Raw genomic sequence first — 16,108 nt, forward strand, 5'->3', positions numbered from 1 at the left:
CCTCAGCGGCGCAAGCCAGAACATGATGAATTGGTGGCGTTCGACGGTGAGGACAGGGGCACGCCCGCCCTCCATGCACTGGAACCCGTGATGGCGGTGGAAAAGTTCGGCGCTTAGGCTGAAATCAAGATTGCACCCGTCAAAAAGTGCCCAATGGCTACGAGGTCTCGGGGATTTCCTGAAAGGCCCGCACATTCCCTTGTTTTCCCAGCCTTGCTTGGTAACCTAGAGTCAGTCGAGCGCTTCTCATCGCGCCGCGAAGCTGGGGGGCATCGTTTCGACTGCACCCAAAGGCGCCGTGCTCTAGTGTTCCACTACCCGTCTGATCACGCGTGACCGGACTCTAGGGGCTGACGAAAGGGTTCTGTCTTGAGTGAATTGACTCCACGATCTGAGTTGCGTTCGCGCTCGGAGCTGCGTACCCGCAGCGGCGCCAGTACCCTCACCGGCATCGCTCGCCATGGGAGACTCCGCAGGTCGAGCCCCATCACCACCATCGTCAAGTTCATCGCCGTGGCCCTTGCCGTTGTGCTGGTAAGCGGTGCCTCAGTGGGCGCCCTGGCGGTGACCAGCCTGACCTCTAAAGCGACGGTCGTAGACATCCCCAGCACACAGGGTGACGCGGCACCGATTCCCGAGGTCGGCGCGATTGAGGGTGGATTCAACATCCTCATCGCTGGCAGCGACACCCGACAGGACCAGGGCGGGATCGGCGGCACAACGGAAGATGACAGCGGCGAGCTGAACGATGTCACGATGCTGCTGCACGTCTCCCAGGATCAGACAAATGCCGTAGCTATTAGTTTCCCGCGCGACATGGTGGTGGGCATCCCCGAGTGTGAGGGTTCCGATGGCTACACCAAGGGATACTCCACAGAACCGATCAACACGGCGCTCTCCTATGGGGGGCTTTCCTGTGTCGCGCAGACGGTCACCGAGCTGACCGGGCTGCCGATCCAATACGCCGGGCTCATCAAGTTCTACGGCGTGATCAACATGGCTGACGCAATCGGCGGCGTCGACGTGTGCGTCGATGGTCCCATGGTTGACGACAACACGGGGATCAACATCGCCGAGGCGGGCACGTACAACCTCAAGGGAATTGATGCCCTGGCGTTCCTTCGCTCTCGCGCGGCGGTCGGCGACGGAAGCGACCTGACCCGAATCAGCTCACAGCAGGTCTACCTCTCGGCTCTCGTCAGGAAGCTGAAGAGTTCGGAAACTCTCGGCGACTTCAAGAAGGTCTACTCGCTCGCCGACGCTGCCCTCAGCAACATGGTCGTGTCGTCCAGCCTCAACAGCATCCCCACCATGGTCTCGATCGCACAGGCGCTCAAGAACATTCCGCTCGAGAACGTCACGTTCGTGCAGTACCCGGGCACAACGGGTGGCGACGGTGTTTACACGGGGAAGGTGCAGCCAAACCAGTATGCGGCTGACACCCTCCTGGAATACATCAAGGCCGACCAGCCATTCGTGCTGGAAGCGGCTGGAGACGAACGTGGTTCGACGCTCGACCCGAATGCTCCCGTGGTGCCGACCACTCCAGCGACAGATGCACCGGAAGTTCCTGTCGCTTCGGGCGTAAGCGGACAGACTGCGGCCCAATACACCTGCACCATAACCAATAGCTATTGATCCGATTCGGGCATGCGCCCGCGATTGGCTATGATTACTGACGAACACTGGAGACGTCGCATAGTTCGGCCTAGTGCACCACCCTGCTAAGGTGGAGTACCCGTAAGGGTACCGAGGGTTCAAATCCCTCCGTCTCCGCTCTTGGCTTCTCGTGTCGTCGCTTACAAGTGAATCGGCGCCTCATTCACATTTCGCTCTCCTTCGGGAGGGCTTTTTGTGGTTTGCGGGGCGGGGAGTCTCGGCTGGGGTCGAAGGCGACCTGGCTCAGCAGTTCGCCGGCGGTCACGAAAACTCACGAGCCACCCGTGCCCCATTAATGGCCTGGTGGTCACGTAGTCGCGCCGACTGGCGCCGACCAGATCGAGTGGAACGCTATCGTTCGTGTCACCGGGGTCCCACGGTGATGAGCTCCGTGGAGCGTACCGACGGGAGCGAGGGTCAGCCGGCGTCCGCCCTAGTATCTGTTCGAATCGTCACCCATCGGGAGGAGGCGGTCTCCGGTCTTCTTGCTCACGTCCGAGCGGGAGTAACAGCGGGGACAATAGCGATGCTCGGCGGCCTCTGGCGGAGCCTGGGACTTCTCGAGGATGGTGAGCCGTTGTCGCGCCCATACTGGTAGGGGTAACGACAAGGCGGGCGCACGAACATCAGGTCCCTCGATCTTGATATCTTCCACGAGGCCGCAAACGACTCGACAGCGAGCGCACTCCGACGAGCGCATATCGGCAGCCTGGGCGCCCTCATGGATGTCGGTTATAGACCCTGCGAAAGCTGCCAGCGCCGGAGATGCCGGGCACCCGGGTGAAATATTCCGACTCAGGCATGTGGGCGTGCCAATTGCTCAGCTCACTGCTCGAGATCGTCGGAAGCGAGGTTCGCCTGCTGGCTACAGGCCTCACCAGCTTCGAGTCGGTGGGCGAATCACGTTGCGCGATAGGACAGGCCGCCGCAACGTTGCGGCGAGCCGAACGCCCGGTAATCCTCTGCAACTCAGGGCAGTCCCTGATGCGATCGCGCACGGCGCTCCACTGGCGCCAACACTCACTGGTTGCTCGCGATGGTGAAACTGGATGGTGAAACTGATCGATGGGACCTGGGTCGAAGCCGGGCTGCTGCCGCGGCGAGGCCTCATGCGGCCTCAAAGTCAAGCCCTTCTCGGGCTGCGACGCCCCCCGTAAGCTGAAAACACTCTCCATGGAAGGGTGATGACCGGGGGATTCAGATGATGCACTTCGAGCGCTGGAGCCTCTTGATCCTCGGCGAAGCGCTCACCAGCCAGGTGACTCGCTCAAGCGTATTCGAGAGAAATCTCCTGATCGATCGTCGCACCCTCAAATCGAGACTGGCGTCGCTTGTCAGCTCCGGCCTAATGGACCGACGAGCATCACCCGGACTTGACTCCGACCCCGAATTTACGCTGACCGACAAGGGCCGGGATCTTGAAAAGGTCATTCGCGAGCTCAACGAGTGGAGCGAGCGTTGGTCACTGCCCGTCCTCGCCGAGGCAGACCTCAGCATTGCGACATCGTCAGATCGGCGCGGCGACCAGCACTCATCTATGCCCGAAGTCGTGCCTATCGAAGTCAGCGTATTGGGATCGTTCAGTCTGAGAGTGGGCGGCCAGGCAATAGCTGGGCTCCCACTGGGCTCCCAACGCTTACTTGTCTTTCTGGCCCTGCACGACAGGCCTATGAGCCGCGTGGCGGTGGCAGGGAAAATGTGGCCAGACTCGTCGCACGAGCGGGCAGGCGTGAGCCTTCGGAGTGCGTTGGCCCGACTCGATCCGCCAACGCGGGACGCCATCAATGTTGCCTGTGCAGGGCTGGCACTCGCCGATTCCGCGACGGTGGATCTGCACTTCGCTCAGGATCTCGCGCACCGGCTACTGCTCGGCGTTGAAGCGGTAGTCGCGAGGGACCTGACGACGGCGGCGCTGCGTTCGCTCTCCACGGAGCTTCTTACCGACTGGCAGGACGAGTGGATTCTCGAGGACCGCGAGGACTGGCGACAATTGCGCACGACCGGCCTCGAAGCGATGTCAGGGATTCTCACCGGGCATGGGCAGCCGCTCAAAGCTGCGCAGGCCGCGCGTGCGGCGATCAAAGTCGAGCCTCTTCGTGAAAGCGCGCACATTGCACTTGTTCGCGCACACCTCGCTCACGGCAACCGTTCCGAAGCTGTTGGAGCCTACGAGCGGTATCGAGCCCTGCTCCACGACGCGCTCGGTATTGCACCTTCTCCGCTGCTGACCGAACTGGTGTCTAACTTACGATCCGCGTAGCGCCACGCCGCCGTCACGCCTCAGACGCGTCATCGTCACTTGGCATCCCGTAGCTTTGTCTTCGCACTCTCGCTCTGAGCGTGTGGGAACGGGCCCCGGGGGACCATCATCGCTAACACTCGTCGTACAACCATGGCCAAAGCTGCCGTGGCAATTGCACTCGGAATATCACTCTGCGCGACTGGAGGTGCGGCCTTCGCCGCCCCGATCGCCGTCACAGTCTCCAACTCAGCTCAACTCAAAGTCGCACTTGCTGCCGCTCAGCCGGGTGACACCATCGCGCTGGCGGACGGCACCTACAGTGGCAGTTTCGCAGCCACCGCGAAGGGTACTTCGAGCGCCCCGATCACCCTCACGGGCAGTCGGCGAGCCGTGCTGACCACCGGGTCGACCGGTGCGGGATCAGGGCTCACGGTAAGTGGCGACTTCTGGCACCTGAACGGATTCGCCGTGAAATCCGTGCTTCGCGGCATCGTTCTCATCGACGCAGACAGCACCGCCATCGACGGTGTCGAAGTCGCCAGCGTAGGCCGCGAGGCGATTTCCGTCATGAGTGGAAGTCGCGATGTCAGCATTCGCAACTCGTCCATCCACGACACCGGACTCACCGAAGCGAACTGGGGCGACGGAATCATCGTCGGTTCACCCTTCGCCCAGTGGGGCGCCGTCACCGGCTCCGCCTCGGTGCCCGACCAGTCCGATCGGGTGATCATCGAGGGGAACACCATCAGCAACACCGCAGGGGAAGGTGTCGATATCAGAGAAGGTACGAGGAACGCGCAGATTCGAGGGAACATCTTTGCGAACTCGGGCTACAGCGGCCAGAACTATGCCGACTCCTGGGTCGACGTCAAAGGAGACTCAACCGTGGTGCAGGGCAACAGCGGCACCGGGGCACTGCTCGATGCGTTCCAGGTTCATTCCCCGGTAGCCGGATGGGGCGGGGACAACGTGTTCGCGGGTAATTCCGTTGCAGGGATGCCCGGCTACGAAGTGCGAGTCGAGTCGACGGAACGAGGCAACACCGTCGCCTGCGGAGTCACGGGGGCGGGGCTCGGCACAGCAAATATTCCGTGCCTGGGATCCCCGAGCGCACCGGCTCCGACGCCAGCGCCGACCCCCACACCGGCTCCGACGCCAGAGCCGGCCCCCAGCGCGACCCAAACTCCAGTAGCGATATCCGCGCCGTCCGATCGCATTTTGGTTTCCACTTCAGCGCAACTGACGGCAGCGCTCAGGGCGGCCACGCCCGGCCAAACCATCGAACTCGCGCGCGCAACTTACACCGGCCAATTCGTGGCGGCAACAGACGCATCCTCACTGAAGCCCATAACAATTACCGGGCCAGCGGGGGCAGTGCTGACAACGGGTTCCGACAGGTCGGGCTATGGGCTGCACGTCACCGGCAACTACTGGCGCCTCACCGGGTTCAGCGTTTCAACTGCGCAGAAAGGTGTGGTGCTCGATGGTTCCAACGGAACCGTCATCGATCATCTCACGGTCGGAAAAACGGGACAGGAGGCCGTGCACGTGAGAGCAAACAGCGCGGGGGTCACGATTCGCGACTCCACGGTTCACGACACCGGGCTCTCGACACCGGAATATGGCGAGGGCATCTATGTCGGCAGCGCAAAGAGCAACTGGGCTTCGATCATGGGATCGGCATCGACCCCAGACAAATCGGATCGCGTGCTCATCGAGAACAACATCATCACCAACACGTCTGCAGAGGGTATCGACGTGAAGGAAGGCACATCCGGGGGGATCATTCGAGGCAACGTGTTCACCAACGCGGGGTACTCGGGGGCGAACTACGCAGACTCGTGGGTCGATGTGAAGGGCAATGGCTATCTGCTGGAATCCAATTCGGGCAGCGGGACGCTGCTTGACGCGTTCCAGGTGCATTCCGTCATGACCGGATGGGGCCGCGACAACGTCTTCCGCACGAATACGGTATCGAGCGGGGTGCCCGGCTATGAGGTGAGGGTCGATTCGAGCGAGACTGGGAACAAGATCTACTGCAAATCGTCGGGCGCTCGATTGGGTCTCACTAATGTGAAATGCATTTGACCCTCACCTCGGTGACTTACCGACCCGGCGTGGCTGCGGAGTCCTTGTGGTGTTCGGCGAGTGCGACCGTCGGGGATGACAGGGGCCGGCCCAATGCCCTGTACTCCCAGCCGGCGGCCCGGTAGCGATCTGCGTCGAGGGCGTGGCGCCCGTCTACGATCCGCCGGTTGGCCACGAGCTGGCCGAGAACCTCGGGATCTGCATTTCTGAATTCGTCCCACTCCGTCAGAAGAGCAACTACCTGTGCGTCATTGATCGCGTCGGCCATCGAGTCTGCAAAGTCGAGGTCGGGATAGACCCGGTGGGCATTCTCGTTGGCCTCGGGATCGTAGACCGTCACGATGGCACCCTCGAGGTAGAGCATCCGGGCAACATCGAGTGCCGGGGCATCCCGAATATCGTCCGAATTTGGTTTGAAGGCAGCGCCGAGGGCGGCAACTTTCACGCCCATGAGGTCGCCCCCGACCAGCTCCCTGATCAGGTCAACCGTGCGTACTCGGCGGCGAATGTTGATGGCGTCAACCTCACCGAGGAACGCAACCGCCTGGCCCACGCCCAGCTCTTCGGCCCGAAACTTGAAGGCGCGAATATCTTTCGGAAGGCACCCGCCGCCGAACCCGAGCCCGGGCTTGAGAAACCTGGAGCCGATCCGTTCGTCGTACCCCAGAGCGGTCGCGAGAATATTCACGTCGCCGCCTGTGACCTCGCACACCTCAGCCATGGCGTTGATATACGAGATTTTTGTTGCGAGGAACGAGTTGGCCGCCACTTTCACCAATTCGGATGTGGCCAGATCGGCGATCACAACCGGTGTCTGCTCTTCGAGGATCGGGCGGAACGCGGCCCGCAATTGCTGTTCCGCCCACAAGGAAGATACTCCGAAGACGAGTCGGTCGGGGTGAAGCGTGTCTTCTACGGCGTGGCCTTCGCGCAGGAATTCGGGGTTCCAGGCGAGCTCGAGTTCAGACCCGACCGGGGACATTTCGTGAACCATCTCAGTCAATCGAGCAGCCGTTCCGATGGGCACCGTCGACTTTCCGACCAGCAAAACCTTTCGAGTGATTCGGGTGGCAAGGCTCGAGAATGCAGCGATAACGTAGCGCATGTCAGCGGCGGGCGAATCCGCCGCCTGGGGTGTGCCAACGCAGACGAAGTGCACGTCGCCGAAATCTGCGGCAAGCGCAAAATCGGTCGTGAATCGCAGGCGACCGGATGCGAGCGCCTCCTTCAGCTTCTCGGGCAACCCGGGCTCGAAGAAGGGAACGCGCCCTGCACTGAGTTCGGCGACCTTTCGAGCATCGACGTCGACGCCAAGAACGTCATAGCCGAGATTCGCCATGCAGATGGCGTGGGTCGCGCCAAGATATCCGGTGCCGATAACGGTCATCCTGGGATGTTCGACGATGGGGTGGGTAGTAGGCGTGATGGGCACGTGTTTCTCCTCAAAGTGGGTTAGTGGGTTACGGGGTTAGTGGGTTACGGATTGGTGGAACCTGGGGCGCAATCGACGTTGCTGACCCCTTCTTGCGCATTTGTTGCGGTGTTGCTGCATTCGACGACATTGCCAAGCTCAGGGGTGAGTGAGAATCCAAAACCACCCGCCATGACGTCCGCCGTATTTGACCGGAACACGTTGCCGGTCCCCCAGCCATCGAGAATCTCGTGGGTTTGAAATCCGTCGAGGGGCGACGAGCTACCCTTGTTATCAACGATCAGCCAGTCGTTTCCTTTGACATCGACCCAGGAATCGCCTCCTGATATGGATGCACCGTCGAATCGGTTATCGCTGAGAATGCCGTCGCTCGTGCCTTCCTTGATGTCGACCGATTCGGCCGTTGTCTCCGAGATGGTGTTGTGGGAGATCGTGTTGCGATCCGACTTGTCCGGCTCACAATTGGTGATGGAACACCAGTTGCTCTCAGCCGTTCCGATGTAGATGCCTTCGCCGAACTTCGGTTTTCGTAGTCCCGTGGCATTGATCGTGTTGCCCGTCACGACGTTGTCGGTGCTGAATGCCCTCAGGTGAATTGCTTCATCACCGATTCCGGTCACGGTTAGGCCGCGAATGATCGTGTCGGTGACGCCATCGGCCATGACACCCTTTTGACCACCGCGAACGGTGAATCCGTCGAGGATCCAGTTGCTCACCCCGTCGAGATGAAACACGTAACCCTTGTCGGTGCCCCCCCCGTCAAGAATCGCATCGGCTGGCCCGCACAACGAGATTGGTTGTGCCTTCGTGCCTGGAACGCTCGCAATGAAGCGCCCCGCATAGATGCCGGGTGCCAGCAGGATCGACGCCCCGGGTTTCGCCGCAGTGAGGGCATCCGCCAGCTGCGATGACGTAGCTACCTTTTCGGTCGGCGATGCGCACGATTCCGGAGTGGATTGCTGTTTCGAATCGCCCGAAGGCTTGGGAGTCGGGGCACCGCATGCCGTCAGGCCTATGAGCAGCGTGGCGACGGCGATCAGGCGGATACCCTGGCCCGCCATCATTCGGACACCCGACTGACAGAATGCCGCGCGATGACACCTTTGCTGAGGGTCTGCAATGGGGCACGGTTGGCATAGGGATGGCGGTAGGCACCAAATCTGAGCGATCGGGGGCCAACCATCGTTGCGAGCAGCAAGAGCGCCAGCACCAGCCAGATGATCGTCAACGGTCGAAAAATGGATTTGAGAACAGCGGCCGGCGTCGTGGCCGGATGCCATCCGTCAAGATCGTTGATGCCCGGGGTGAACCCAACGGCCTCACGATCGTAGATGGGCAGCGTGCCGTAGCCCGAGATCGAGTTGCCAACGACGCTGACGGCGCCCGCATCCCCCATGACCGTGACGCCATGGTTCGACAGTGATGTCAGCGTGTTGTCCGTTATCGCTACTCCGGCATTCCTGACATATATTGCCGTATCGCCGCCGGCGAAGGTGTTGTTGCTGACCGCAGCCTGCATTACTCCATCCCGCACGGCGACAGACTGCAGGCCCTGCTCGCCGAAGTCGTTATTCTTTATGATTGCGCCAAAGGAGCCGTGATTGATGACGACGCCCACCTGGTTGGATGCGATGCGGTTGGCTGCGACCGTGACGTCGCGCCCCCCGCTGATCTCGACGCCGTACCGCCCGTTTTCGAGGAGGTCGCTGTCGGTGATGCGGTTGTCGCCGTAGCTCTCAACTTCGCTTCCGATCGCGCTCGGCCCGTCGGCGAGCGGCTGGCCGTCCAGGGAGATGCCGTTGCGACCGTTGGCGGATGCCGTGACGCGGTCGAAAATCACGCCGGTCGACGAGCGGGCGAGCGTGAACCCGTCGACAGCGTTATTGGACGATGTTGTGTCGATCACAGTGCTGTCCTTAACGAATCGGTGAAACACGAGGCCGTCGACGAGGCTGTTCGTAATGTCCGAGTGACTGACCCTGACGTTCACCGCGCTGGTCACAAACAGACCGAAGGCGTTGCCGTCGATGCTCACGTTGTCGACCTTTGCTGAAACAAGTGGGCTGACTGTGGGAGCCGACACGTCGCCTTTCAGGGCTCCGGCCGGAAGCAAAAACGCTCCCGCTACCTCTGGCGCGGCCTTATCGGTGAGAGCGCTCATATCGGCCACATTGAATGGCCCGGCCGCCTCGCTTCCGGTCAGCGCCAACCCTCCCGTGTTTCCGCTCCAGAACCCCAGATTGGCGAAGTCTGCGTCAGAGAGGGTCGCCTGCCCGCCAATCGCACGAATGTAGGCTCGGCCATCATCGGTGACGGTGTCGGGCGCGGCCAGCTGGCTGTCCCAGCTCAGCATGGACACGGGCGCGAGGTCGGAGCCGGCGATCGTCAGGGCGCCACCGAGAGTCACGATGGACACGAACTTTGAGGCGTCGCTCTCCATTCGAATCGTGACGCCCCGGTCAGCATTCAGCGCCAGGGTAGCCCCCTCCATCACCACTACGCTTTCGCTCAGCAGGTAGGTGTTGGCATCCTGGGCCACGAAGGTGTTCGGAGCCAGTGCGAGCAGGTCCTCGATCGTGTACGGCTCGGCGCGAGCCGTGAGCACCAGGGTGAACGCCGCGCCGGTGTCGAGTCGGAACGGGCCGTCCGTGCTGATATCTCCCCAACGCGCGACCGAAGCCGCAGTGCGCGCATAGACCAGCCGCTCGTCTTCGATTTGCACCAGCCGAGACTCGAGCTCAGGCGTACCGGAATAGAGGTCGCCCTGTATGGTTCCGTTCGCGGCGATTTCGTTTCGTCCGACCGCATCGGGCTTGACGTCCCCAAAATCTACGCCGTTGACGACGAGACCAACCAGTATTGCCCCGACGGCAACGCCGACACTCGCGCCGATCAGGCCAGCTCGAACGCGGCTCATGCGTCGACCGTTTCTGGGCGCAGGGTTTTGGCTGTCTGTCCGTCGCCACCGATGGTGTCATCGTGCCGGGTGAGCCACCCCTGCTTATTCATCGTGAAGAAGGCGAAAACCTTGATGGGCAGCGCGACAAAGATGACCGTGAGAGCGAGCACTGGCAATATCAGAATGTCCTTGGGATGCCGGCGCAGGTGCGAGATGCCCCGGATGCCACGGCCGAGCAGCAACCACGCGGCTGCCGCGATGATCCCCCAGGTGGACACATCCAGGCGGCTGAAAATCAGATAGAAGATCGTCAGTCCCATCGTGACCGGGGTCAGCAGGATCTGAAGCACAGTGATTTTTGTAATGAACGGAACCCGCCACAGCCAACCCTTCGCGATTGCGGTGAGGTAGGCGCGGTAAGAGTTGCGGCTCCACCGAACTCGCTGCTTCACGAATGCGCCAAAGCCCGCCGGGAACATGGAGAGCGCCTTGGCCGATGACTGATGAACGGTGCGGTAACCGGAGGCGAGAACAAGCCAGGTCAACCGACCATCGTCACCCGAGATGCATCGTCGGCCGAGGAAGAACTCATTTTCGAGGTTGTCGAGCACCGGCATCACGGCTGAGCGACGGTAGACAGCGGTTCGACCCGAGAGGCACGGCACCGCGCCAGCGCGACCCATTGCCGGCACGTAATCGAAGTAGCGCAGGTTCACCAGCCAGTCGGCGATGCGCCGCCACAGGCTGGAGTCGCGCTGGTAGACGCTCTGCTGGGTGCTTGTGCCGCCGACGGTCGGATCGATGAACGGTTTCTGAACGTTCTCGAGCAGTCCGGGCATCCACGAGGTGTCGGAGTCGGTGAGCACCAGCAGTTCGGAGCTGGCTTCACGAATTCCCACGCCGAGAGCCGATCTTTTCCCCGCGTGGTGGAAGAGAATCGGCCGAACCCGAGGGTCACCGAGCTGCACAATGCGCTCGTATGCGTCGAGGTCGGCGACGTCGAGAACGATGATGATTTCGGTCGGATTTTGGCTGCGCCATGAATCCAGGCAGCGCATCAGGATCTTCGGATCCTCATGAAACGACGGAACGACTATCGAGGTTGTCGTCCTGAAGTCGCTTTCGATGGGGCGCGCCAGCCGCGACAGGATGAACCGGTAGATCCACAGTCCCCAGACGATCGTGCCGGCGATCGCCAGTGGGAAGTACGGTGCGATGCTTTCGACGACGGACGTGATTGCAGCGAGTATCCCGGAAAGATCGAACTCAGAATTGCTCGGCGGAAACGTCATGGAAGTCCTTTGCTCGGATGGGAAAAACCGAACGCTGGACGCATGGGTGGCGCTAGCTCGGTCCCCGTTGGCCGTGTGCCTGAAGGTCGGATCCCGGGACCAGGGAACCCAACATGCGGCTTATCGGTTGATGACCCTCATTACAGACATAGGTCGAATAAGAACGCAACCCCCTTCGCGAAACTTTCTACGTGACATAAATTCGGCTACGTGATCGTCGCGAATCAGCGTGACGCCTCTACCCGATCGCGCAGGACGCGCGAGAAAACAACGGTGAGCATCCCGGCAACCGGCACCATATGTAGACCCATTCAACGGCTTGGGTTCTCTGCGATCGCTCCGACGATAGGCGGTGAAATTAGATAGCCGACCCGCACGACGGTCGAGATTCCGACGCTCGCGAGACCGACGCCGGTGATCATTCTGGGATCGTGAGAAACGGGCGCGCGAGCCGCATACCCAGGAAGAAGATCACGACGCCGGTGCGTGCGGCGGCACGCTGGCCCAAGCGATCCACGAGCTGGTCTCAAAACAGTCGGATCGTGAACTGTACGTCCTGCAGCGCGACGAACCCGTGCCGCCGACGACCGGAAATATCGCGTCCCCCAGCCCGAACACGGCGTCGGTCAGGTGCAGCCTGGGCAGAACCTGGGGATACTTCAGCAGGCAGGCGACCTCGCGGTCATTCGAAGCTTGGAATGGTGATGAGTCGCGCTGGGTTTTGTGCCCGGGTGGTTTCTTGCGAGCGGTCGCTTCCAGAAGTGGCTCGGCTTCAGCGTGGTGCGCGTGATTCGGCCTCGGTCATGGCGTTGTCGCAGGGTTCGCCGACGGTTCCTGTTGAGGGGACAGCGCCGAGCATCGAGCATCGAGCGCCGCAAACACGCTCGCTGACCGGAGGATATCGTTCGCGTTCTCCAGCCCAGCGATCTGTTTCTACAAGAGTCTCATCGCCAGCTGCCGCCTCGGAGGCCCTTCCCGGCTTACGACCGGCGTCCGATATCGGCACGCTTCTTCCACAACCGCAACGGCCGGAATTCACCCCGAGACCGCCGGCAACATGGCCCGCGGCAGAGTGATCAGACCGGGGATCGGCACGAGCTCGAGCCAGCATCCGCAGTGCATGCTCACGAGACTCGATCGGGTGAGGGTTCGACATAGTTCAGTCCTCCCAGGGGAAACACAGAATGAAAGCCAGGGCGAGTCAGGGCGTGCCTAGCCCCCGTGCTTGTCCTACGTCAAGAGTTAGTGGAAGAATCCCGCTAGACGTAACGTCATAGGCAACGGCGAATGGTTGCCGTTCCGGCAACCGGAAGCAGTCGAGTGACCTACCTGATCCATATCAACGCACAGGCATTTGCCGTGAGTGACGACGAGATCGACGATGTCGAGGCTCGGATACTCGAGGCAGTTCGTGCCACCGGCGCATTCATCGACTTCGTCGGAACTGGTGAGAGGCCACTGCGAATTTTGGTCACACCCGCGTCGTGGGTGTGGATCGAGAGTTTCGCGTACGTCGACGATCTCGATGAAGGCGACGAGGGCGACTCAGATCTCGTCATGCTGGACCTCGATCTCTAGGGGAAGCCGATCCAGGAATGACGGCGCCGGCTAGACCGCCGTCACGCCTGAATCGGCAGGAACATATGCAAGGGGGCTCACCGGCAGTCGGAGGAACCCGGCTGGTCACCATGCCTTGTAGTGGCAACAACTCCAGTTCTGTCCTGTCGATTCTGATCAGATGCCTCATGACCGATGCCGAGACACTGCTCTGCCTTACACAGACGTGAAAACTTTGGCATCAGCTGGCTCCTGCACAGGCTCGGTAACCAGCCGCAATCCAGAGGGGGTCTTGGCCGTGGCGATGATGGAGCGTGCCCAGGTTTCATTGATGCGGGGTGGTCGGCTGCCATGAAAACGGAACCGGATTTCGGTCGAGGGACTGATCCACAGTGTTTCGCGCCCGCCGCCCAGTTCGCCTGGGCGATCGAAGGAAAATGCAACGCACTGTCCGGCGCGTAGCAAACTGAGCACGGCAATTTTTAAATGTGCCAGTGGGCGGTCGTCAATTTCGATTGCATAGCTGTTGTTGCCGTAGTAAAGAAATCCCATGGTTCTCACCGTTCGGTTGTGACGGATTGTGATGCTGATTAGCCCAGCCCTGCACCTATTTCCCTCTCGACGTTGCGCCGCCCTGTCGTCGTCCAATGCGGATGTAGGGCGAGCTACGCGCCTCGGAGTGGTTCCGTTCCGGCTCGATTGGCCCGGAAAACCCGGAACGTTCTGCTTCGGCGACCAGCGCGATGTCGAAATTCGCGACATGGATCCATCGCGGAGGTGCGGCAGCCCCCGACATCCGGAACCGATCGGGGCGTAGACGTTCGATGTGGCCCGGCAGTCGAGTCTCGTTCGTCGATGTCGATGTCGATGGCGATGGCGATGGCGATGGCGATGTCGCCGTGCCGCCGCGCCGCCTCGTCTGAACGGACGACCGTGAGCGGCACAGACAGGATGTTGACCTGGGAGCTACCGGCCTGCCAGTTTTGTCTATGGTCCCGTCGCACCGTCAGCAAGGGACAAGGCACACCGCGGCTGATAACCCGGGCGAGAGCCTCGGGGAGGGTCGAGGGAAAATGTGTCACAGCACGGCCGATCCGTCAGGGAAGACTCACCGAAGGCTGGAGTGATGCTCAATAGACTTTCATTCTGCAAAACGAATGTCAACGACATATCTGCGATTGTCCGAATCATCGGAACTGAGCGCCAGATTGCGGGCGTGCGGTATCGTGAAAGCACTGTCCCAGACCCTGGCAGTCCAACTGCGAGGGTCGATGGGGGTTTTGCCTGATGCCGTGGTACTCAGCATGACATCCCCGCGAAACGAGCCCCCCGCCGTCTCCGACGAAAGCGAAACGGTCGGTGGCAGCGACCCACTGGACCTGTGCGACGCTTTTGTCGCGGCCCTCCCTATTACCGGCGCATCCGTTGCAGTACTTGCGGGTTCTGGGGCCCGATTGACCCTGTGCTCCAGCGACGCCACCGCAGCACGCGTGGATGAGCTGCAATTCGAACTCGGCGAGGGGCCGCAATTCTCCGTGTCGCGATTCGGGAACTTCATCGGCATTCCGGATGTTGCTCAGCACCTCCATCACGACTGGCCAGTGTTCGGGGCCGCACTTCACGAACTGTCGATTGGGGCATTATTCAGTGTGCCGATGAGAATGGGGGCAGTGACCCTCGGAGTCGCGACACTCTATTGCGCTGCTGCTCGTGTCCTGAGCCCGGAGCAAAAAACGACGGCACTGGCCATCGCATCCGCAGCAGTCGGCTCGCTGACGAGCCAGGCGCTGCGATCGGCCACAGACGAGATCGATGCTGGGTCACAGATGGCGCCGGCATCGCGCCGAGAAATTCATCAGGCAACCGGCATGGTTCTGGTACAACTGGATACAACGGCGACCATCGCCTACGCACGACTCCAGGCCCATGCGTTTGCCAACATGAAGACGCTCCAGCAGGTTGCCCATGAGGTGGTGTCGGGCGTGTTCACGTTCGACGCCACCCCATATGAAGCAGAAACTTAGGAAAGGACGATGATGAAGACGGGAACGCGCGAGAGCAGGCTCAACACGGCGTTTGTCAAGCTGGCCGACACCCTCGTCGCCGAGTTCGACGTGATAGACCTCATGCACTGGCTGGTCGAACAGTGCATCGAAATTCTTGACACCCAGGCTGGCGGGTTGATGATCGTCAACTCTGCAGGGGACCTGCAACTTGTTGCGTCGACAAGCGAAGATGCGACGATGGTCGAAGTCTTCCAACTCGCGGCGGGAGACGGACCGTGCATGGAATGTTTCCGGACCGGCAATGCTGTCACCGTCGCGAGCATCGAGGAGAACCTGGATCGCTGGCCGCGATTCGGACCGGAGGCGCTGAAGCTCGGATTTCGGTCGGTGCACGCCACGCCGCTTCGTCTGCGAGGTCAGGTCATCGGCACCATGAACCTGTTCAGCTACCATGTCGGCGCGCTGGTGTCGGAGGATGTCGCCATAGCTCAGGCTCTGGCCGACGTCGCTACGATCGGGATTTTGCAGGAACGCAGCATCCGGAGCGCTGAGCTGGTGGCCGAGCAGCTTCAGCGAGCGCTCGACTCCCGGGTCCTGATCGAGCAGGCAAAAGGCGTGCTTGCCGCGACGCTGGGCACGACCATGGACAACGCGTTTTCCATCATGCGCACCTACGCACGGGATCGCAACCTCGTACTTCGGCAGGTTGCCGAGGACATCACCGCCCGGCGGCTGCAGCTGGGAAAGGTCGGCAAAAAATAGCATCTGACCGCCTGGACCCTCGTCGGCCATCCATCGCCCCCGGGTTCATTCAATGGTGCAATGAGGCCGCCTTTGTGCGGCCCTGTCGGCCAGGGGCGTAGAGGCTCAATCCGACAGGGAGCGCTAGTGCGCCGAACAGCCGAACAGGGGTGGTGCTGGGATGCCTGAGTT

At 61.3% G+C, this 16,108-nt stretch carries 11 protein-coding genes and 1 tRNA gene; 7 read left to right on the top strand and 5 right to left on the bottom strand.

The window, feature by feature from the left end; all coding sequences use genetic code 11:
• Nucleotides 1-369 precede the first annotated feature (369 nt).
• The 4 genes from IEW81_RS12885 to IEW81_RS12900 all read left to right on the top strand — a co-directional run bounded on the left by IEW81_RS12885 (nucleotide 370) and on the right by IEW81_RS12900 (nucleotide 5,989).
• Nucleotides 370-1,638 (top strand): LCP family protein, encoded by a 1,269-nt coding sequence (locus IEW81_RS12885; RefSeq protein ID WP_097061691.1) that lies wholly within the window; start codon nucleotides 370-372, stop codon nucleotides 1,636-1,638.
• A 49-nt stretch (nucleotides 1,639-1,687) separates the two neighbouring features.
• A tRNA-Ser gene (locus IEW81_RS12890) sits at nucleotides 1,688-1,776 on the top strand.
• 1,084 nt (nucleotides 1,777-2,860) lie between these two features.
• Nucleotides 2,861-3,919 carry a BTAD domain-containing putative transcriptional regulator gene (locus IEW81_RS12895; RefSeq protein ID WP_097061693.1) on the top strand — a complete coding sequence of 353 codons (1,059 nt, stop codon included), beginning with the start codon at nucleotides 2,861-2,863 and terminating at the stop codon, nucleotides 3,917-3,919.
• A 132-nt stretch (nucleotides 3,920-4,051) separates the two neighbouring features.
• Nucleotides 4,052-5,989: a right-handed parallel beta-helix repeat-containing protein gene (locus IEW81_RS12900; protein ID WP_097061694.1), complete on the top strand. Its 1,938-nt coding sequence runs from the start codon at nucleotides 4,052-4,054 to the stop codon at nucleotides 5,987-5,989.
• Between the two features lie 16 nt (nucleotides 5,990-6,005).
• Here IEW81_RS12900 and IEW81_RS12905 read toward each other — a convergent pair whose 3' ends face one another.
• The 4 genes from IEW81_RS12905 to IEW81_RS12920 form a co-directional block, all read right to left on the bottom strand.
• Nucleotides 6,006-7,376 (bottom strand): UDP-glucose dehydrogenase family protein, encoded by a 1,371-nt coding sequence (locus tag IEW81_RS12905; protein WP_097061695.1) that lies wholly within the window; start codon nucleotides 7,374-7,376, stop codon nucleotides 6,006-6,008.
• Between the two features lie 89 nt (nucleotides 7,377-7,465).
• Nucleotides 7,466-8,485: a right-handed parallel beta-helix repeat-containing protein gene (locus IEW81_RS12910; protein ID WP_097061696.1), complete on the bottom strand. Its 1,020-nt coding sequence runs from the start codon at nucleotides 8,483-8,485 to the stop codon at nucleotides 7,466-7,468.
• On the bottom strand, nucleotides 8,482-10,338 hold the full coding sequence (locus tag IEW81_RS12915; RefSeq protein ID WP_097061697.1) for a right-handed parallel beta-helix repeat-containing protein: 1,857 nt from the start codon (nucleotides 10,336-10,338) through the stop codon (nucleotides 8,482-8,484). The genes IEW81_RS12910 and IEW81_RS12915 overlap by 4 nt, the downstream gene beginning before the upstream one ends.
• Entirely contained in the window at nucleotides 10,335-11,612 is a 1,278-nt protein-coding gene (locus IEW81_RS12920; protein WP_097061698.1) for a glycosyltransferase, read from the bottom strand. Before IEW81_RS12920 ends, IEW81_RS12915 begins: the two co-directional genes overlap by 4 nt.
• A gap of 1,320 nt (nucleotides 11,613-12,932) precedes the next feature.
• On the opposite strand from IEW81_RS12920, the gene IEW81_RS12925 reads away from it, so the two are divergent.
• Nucleotides 12,933-13,190: a hypothetical protein gene (locus tag IEW81_RS12925; RefSeq protein WP_143544729.1), complete on the top strand. Its 258-nt coding sequence runs from the start codon at nucleotides 12,933-12,935 to the stop codon at nucleotides 13,188-13,190.
• Between the two features lie 195 nt (nucleotides 13,191-13,385).
• Here the strand turns inward: IEW81_RS12925 and IEW81_RS12930 are convergent, their stop codons facing one another.
• The gene (locus IEW81_RS12930; RefSeq protein WP_097061700.1) at nucleotides 13,386-13,721 is read right to left on the bottom strand and encodes a DUF7882 family protein; all 336 of its coding nucleotides are present in this window, start codon (nucleotides 13,719-13,721) and stop codon (nucleotides 13,386-13,388) included.
• Between the two features lie 752 nt (nucleotides 13,722-14,473).
• Between IEW81_RS12930 and IEW81_RS12935 the strand changes: the two genes are divergently transcribed.
• A complete protein-coding gene (locus tag IEW81_RS12935) occupies nucleotides 14,474-15,193 on the top strand; it encodes an ANTAR domain-containing protein (RefSeq protein ID WP_143544730.1) in 720 nt (239 codons plus the stop codon).
• Between the two features lie 12 nt (nucleotides 15,194-15,205).
• The gene (locus IEW81_RS12940; protein WP_097061786.1) at nucleotides 15,206-15,937 is read left to right on the top strand and encodes a GAF and ANTAR domain-containing protein; all 732 of its coding nucleotides are present in this window, start codon (nucleotides 15,206-15,208) and stop codon (nucleotides 15,935-15,937) included.
• Nucleotides 15,938-16,108 lie beyond the last annotated feature (171 nt).

Source organism: Salinibacterium xinjiangense, assembly GCF_014645015.1.
Lineage (GTDB): Bacteria > Actinomycetota > Actinomycetes > Actinomycetales > Microbacteriaceae > Rhodoglobus > Rhodoglobus xinjiangensis.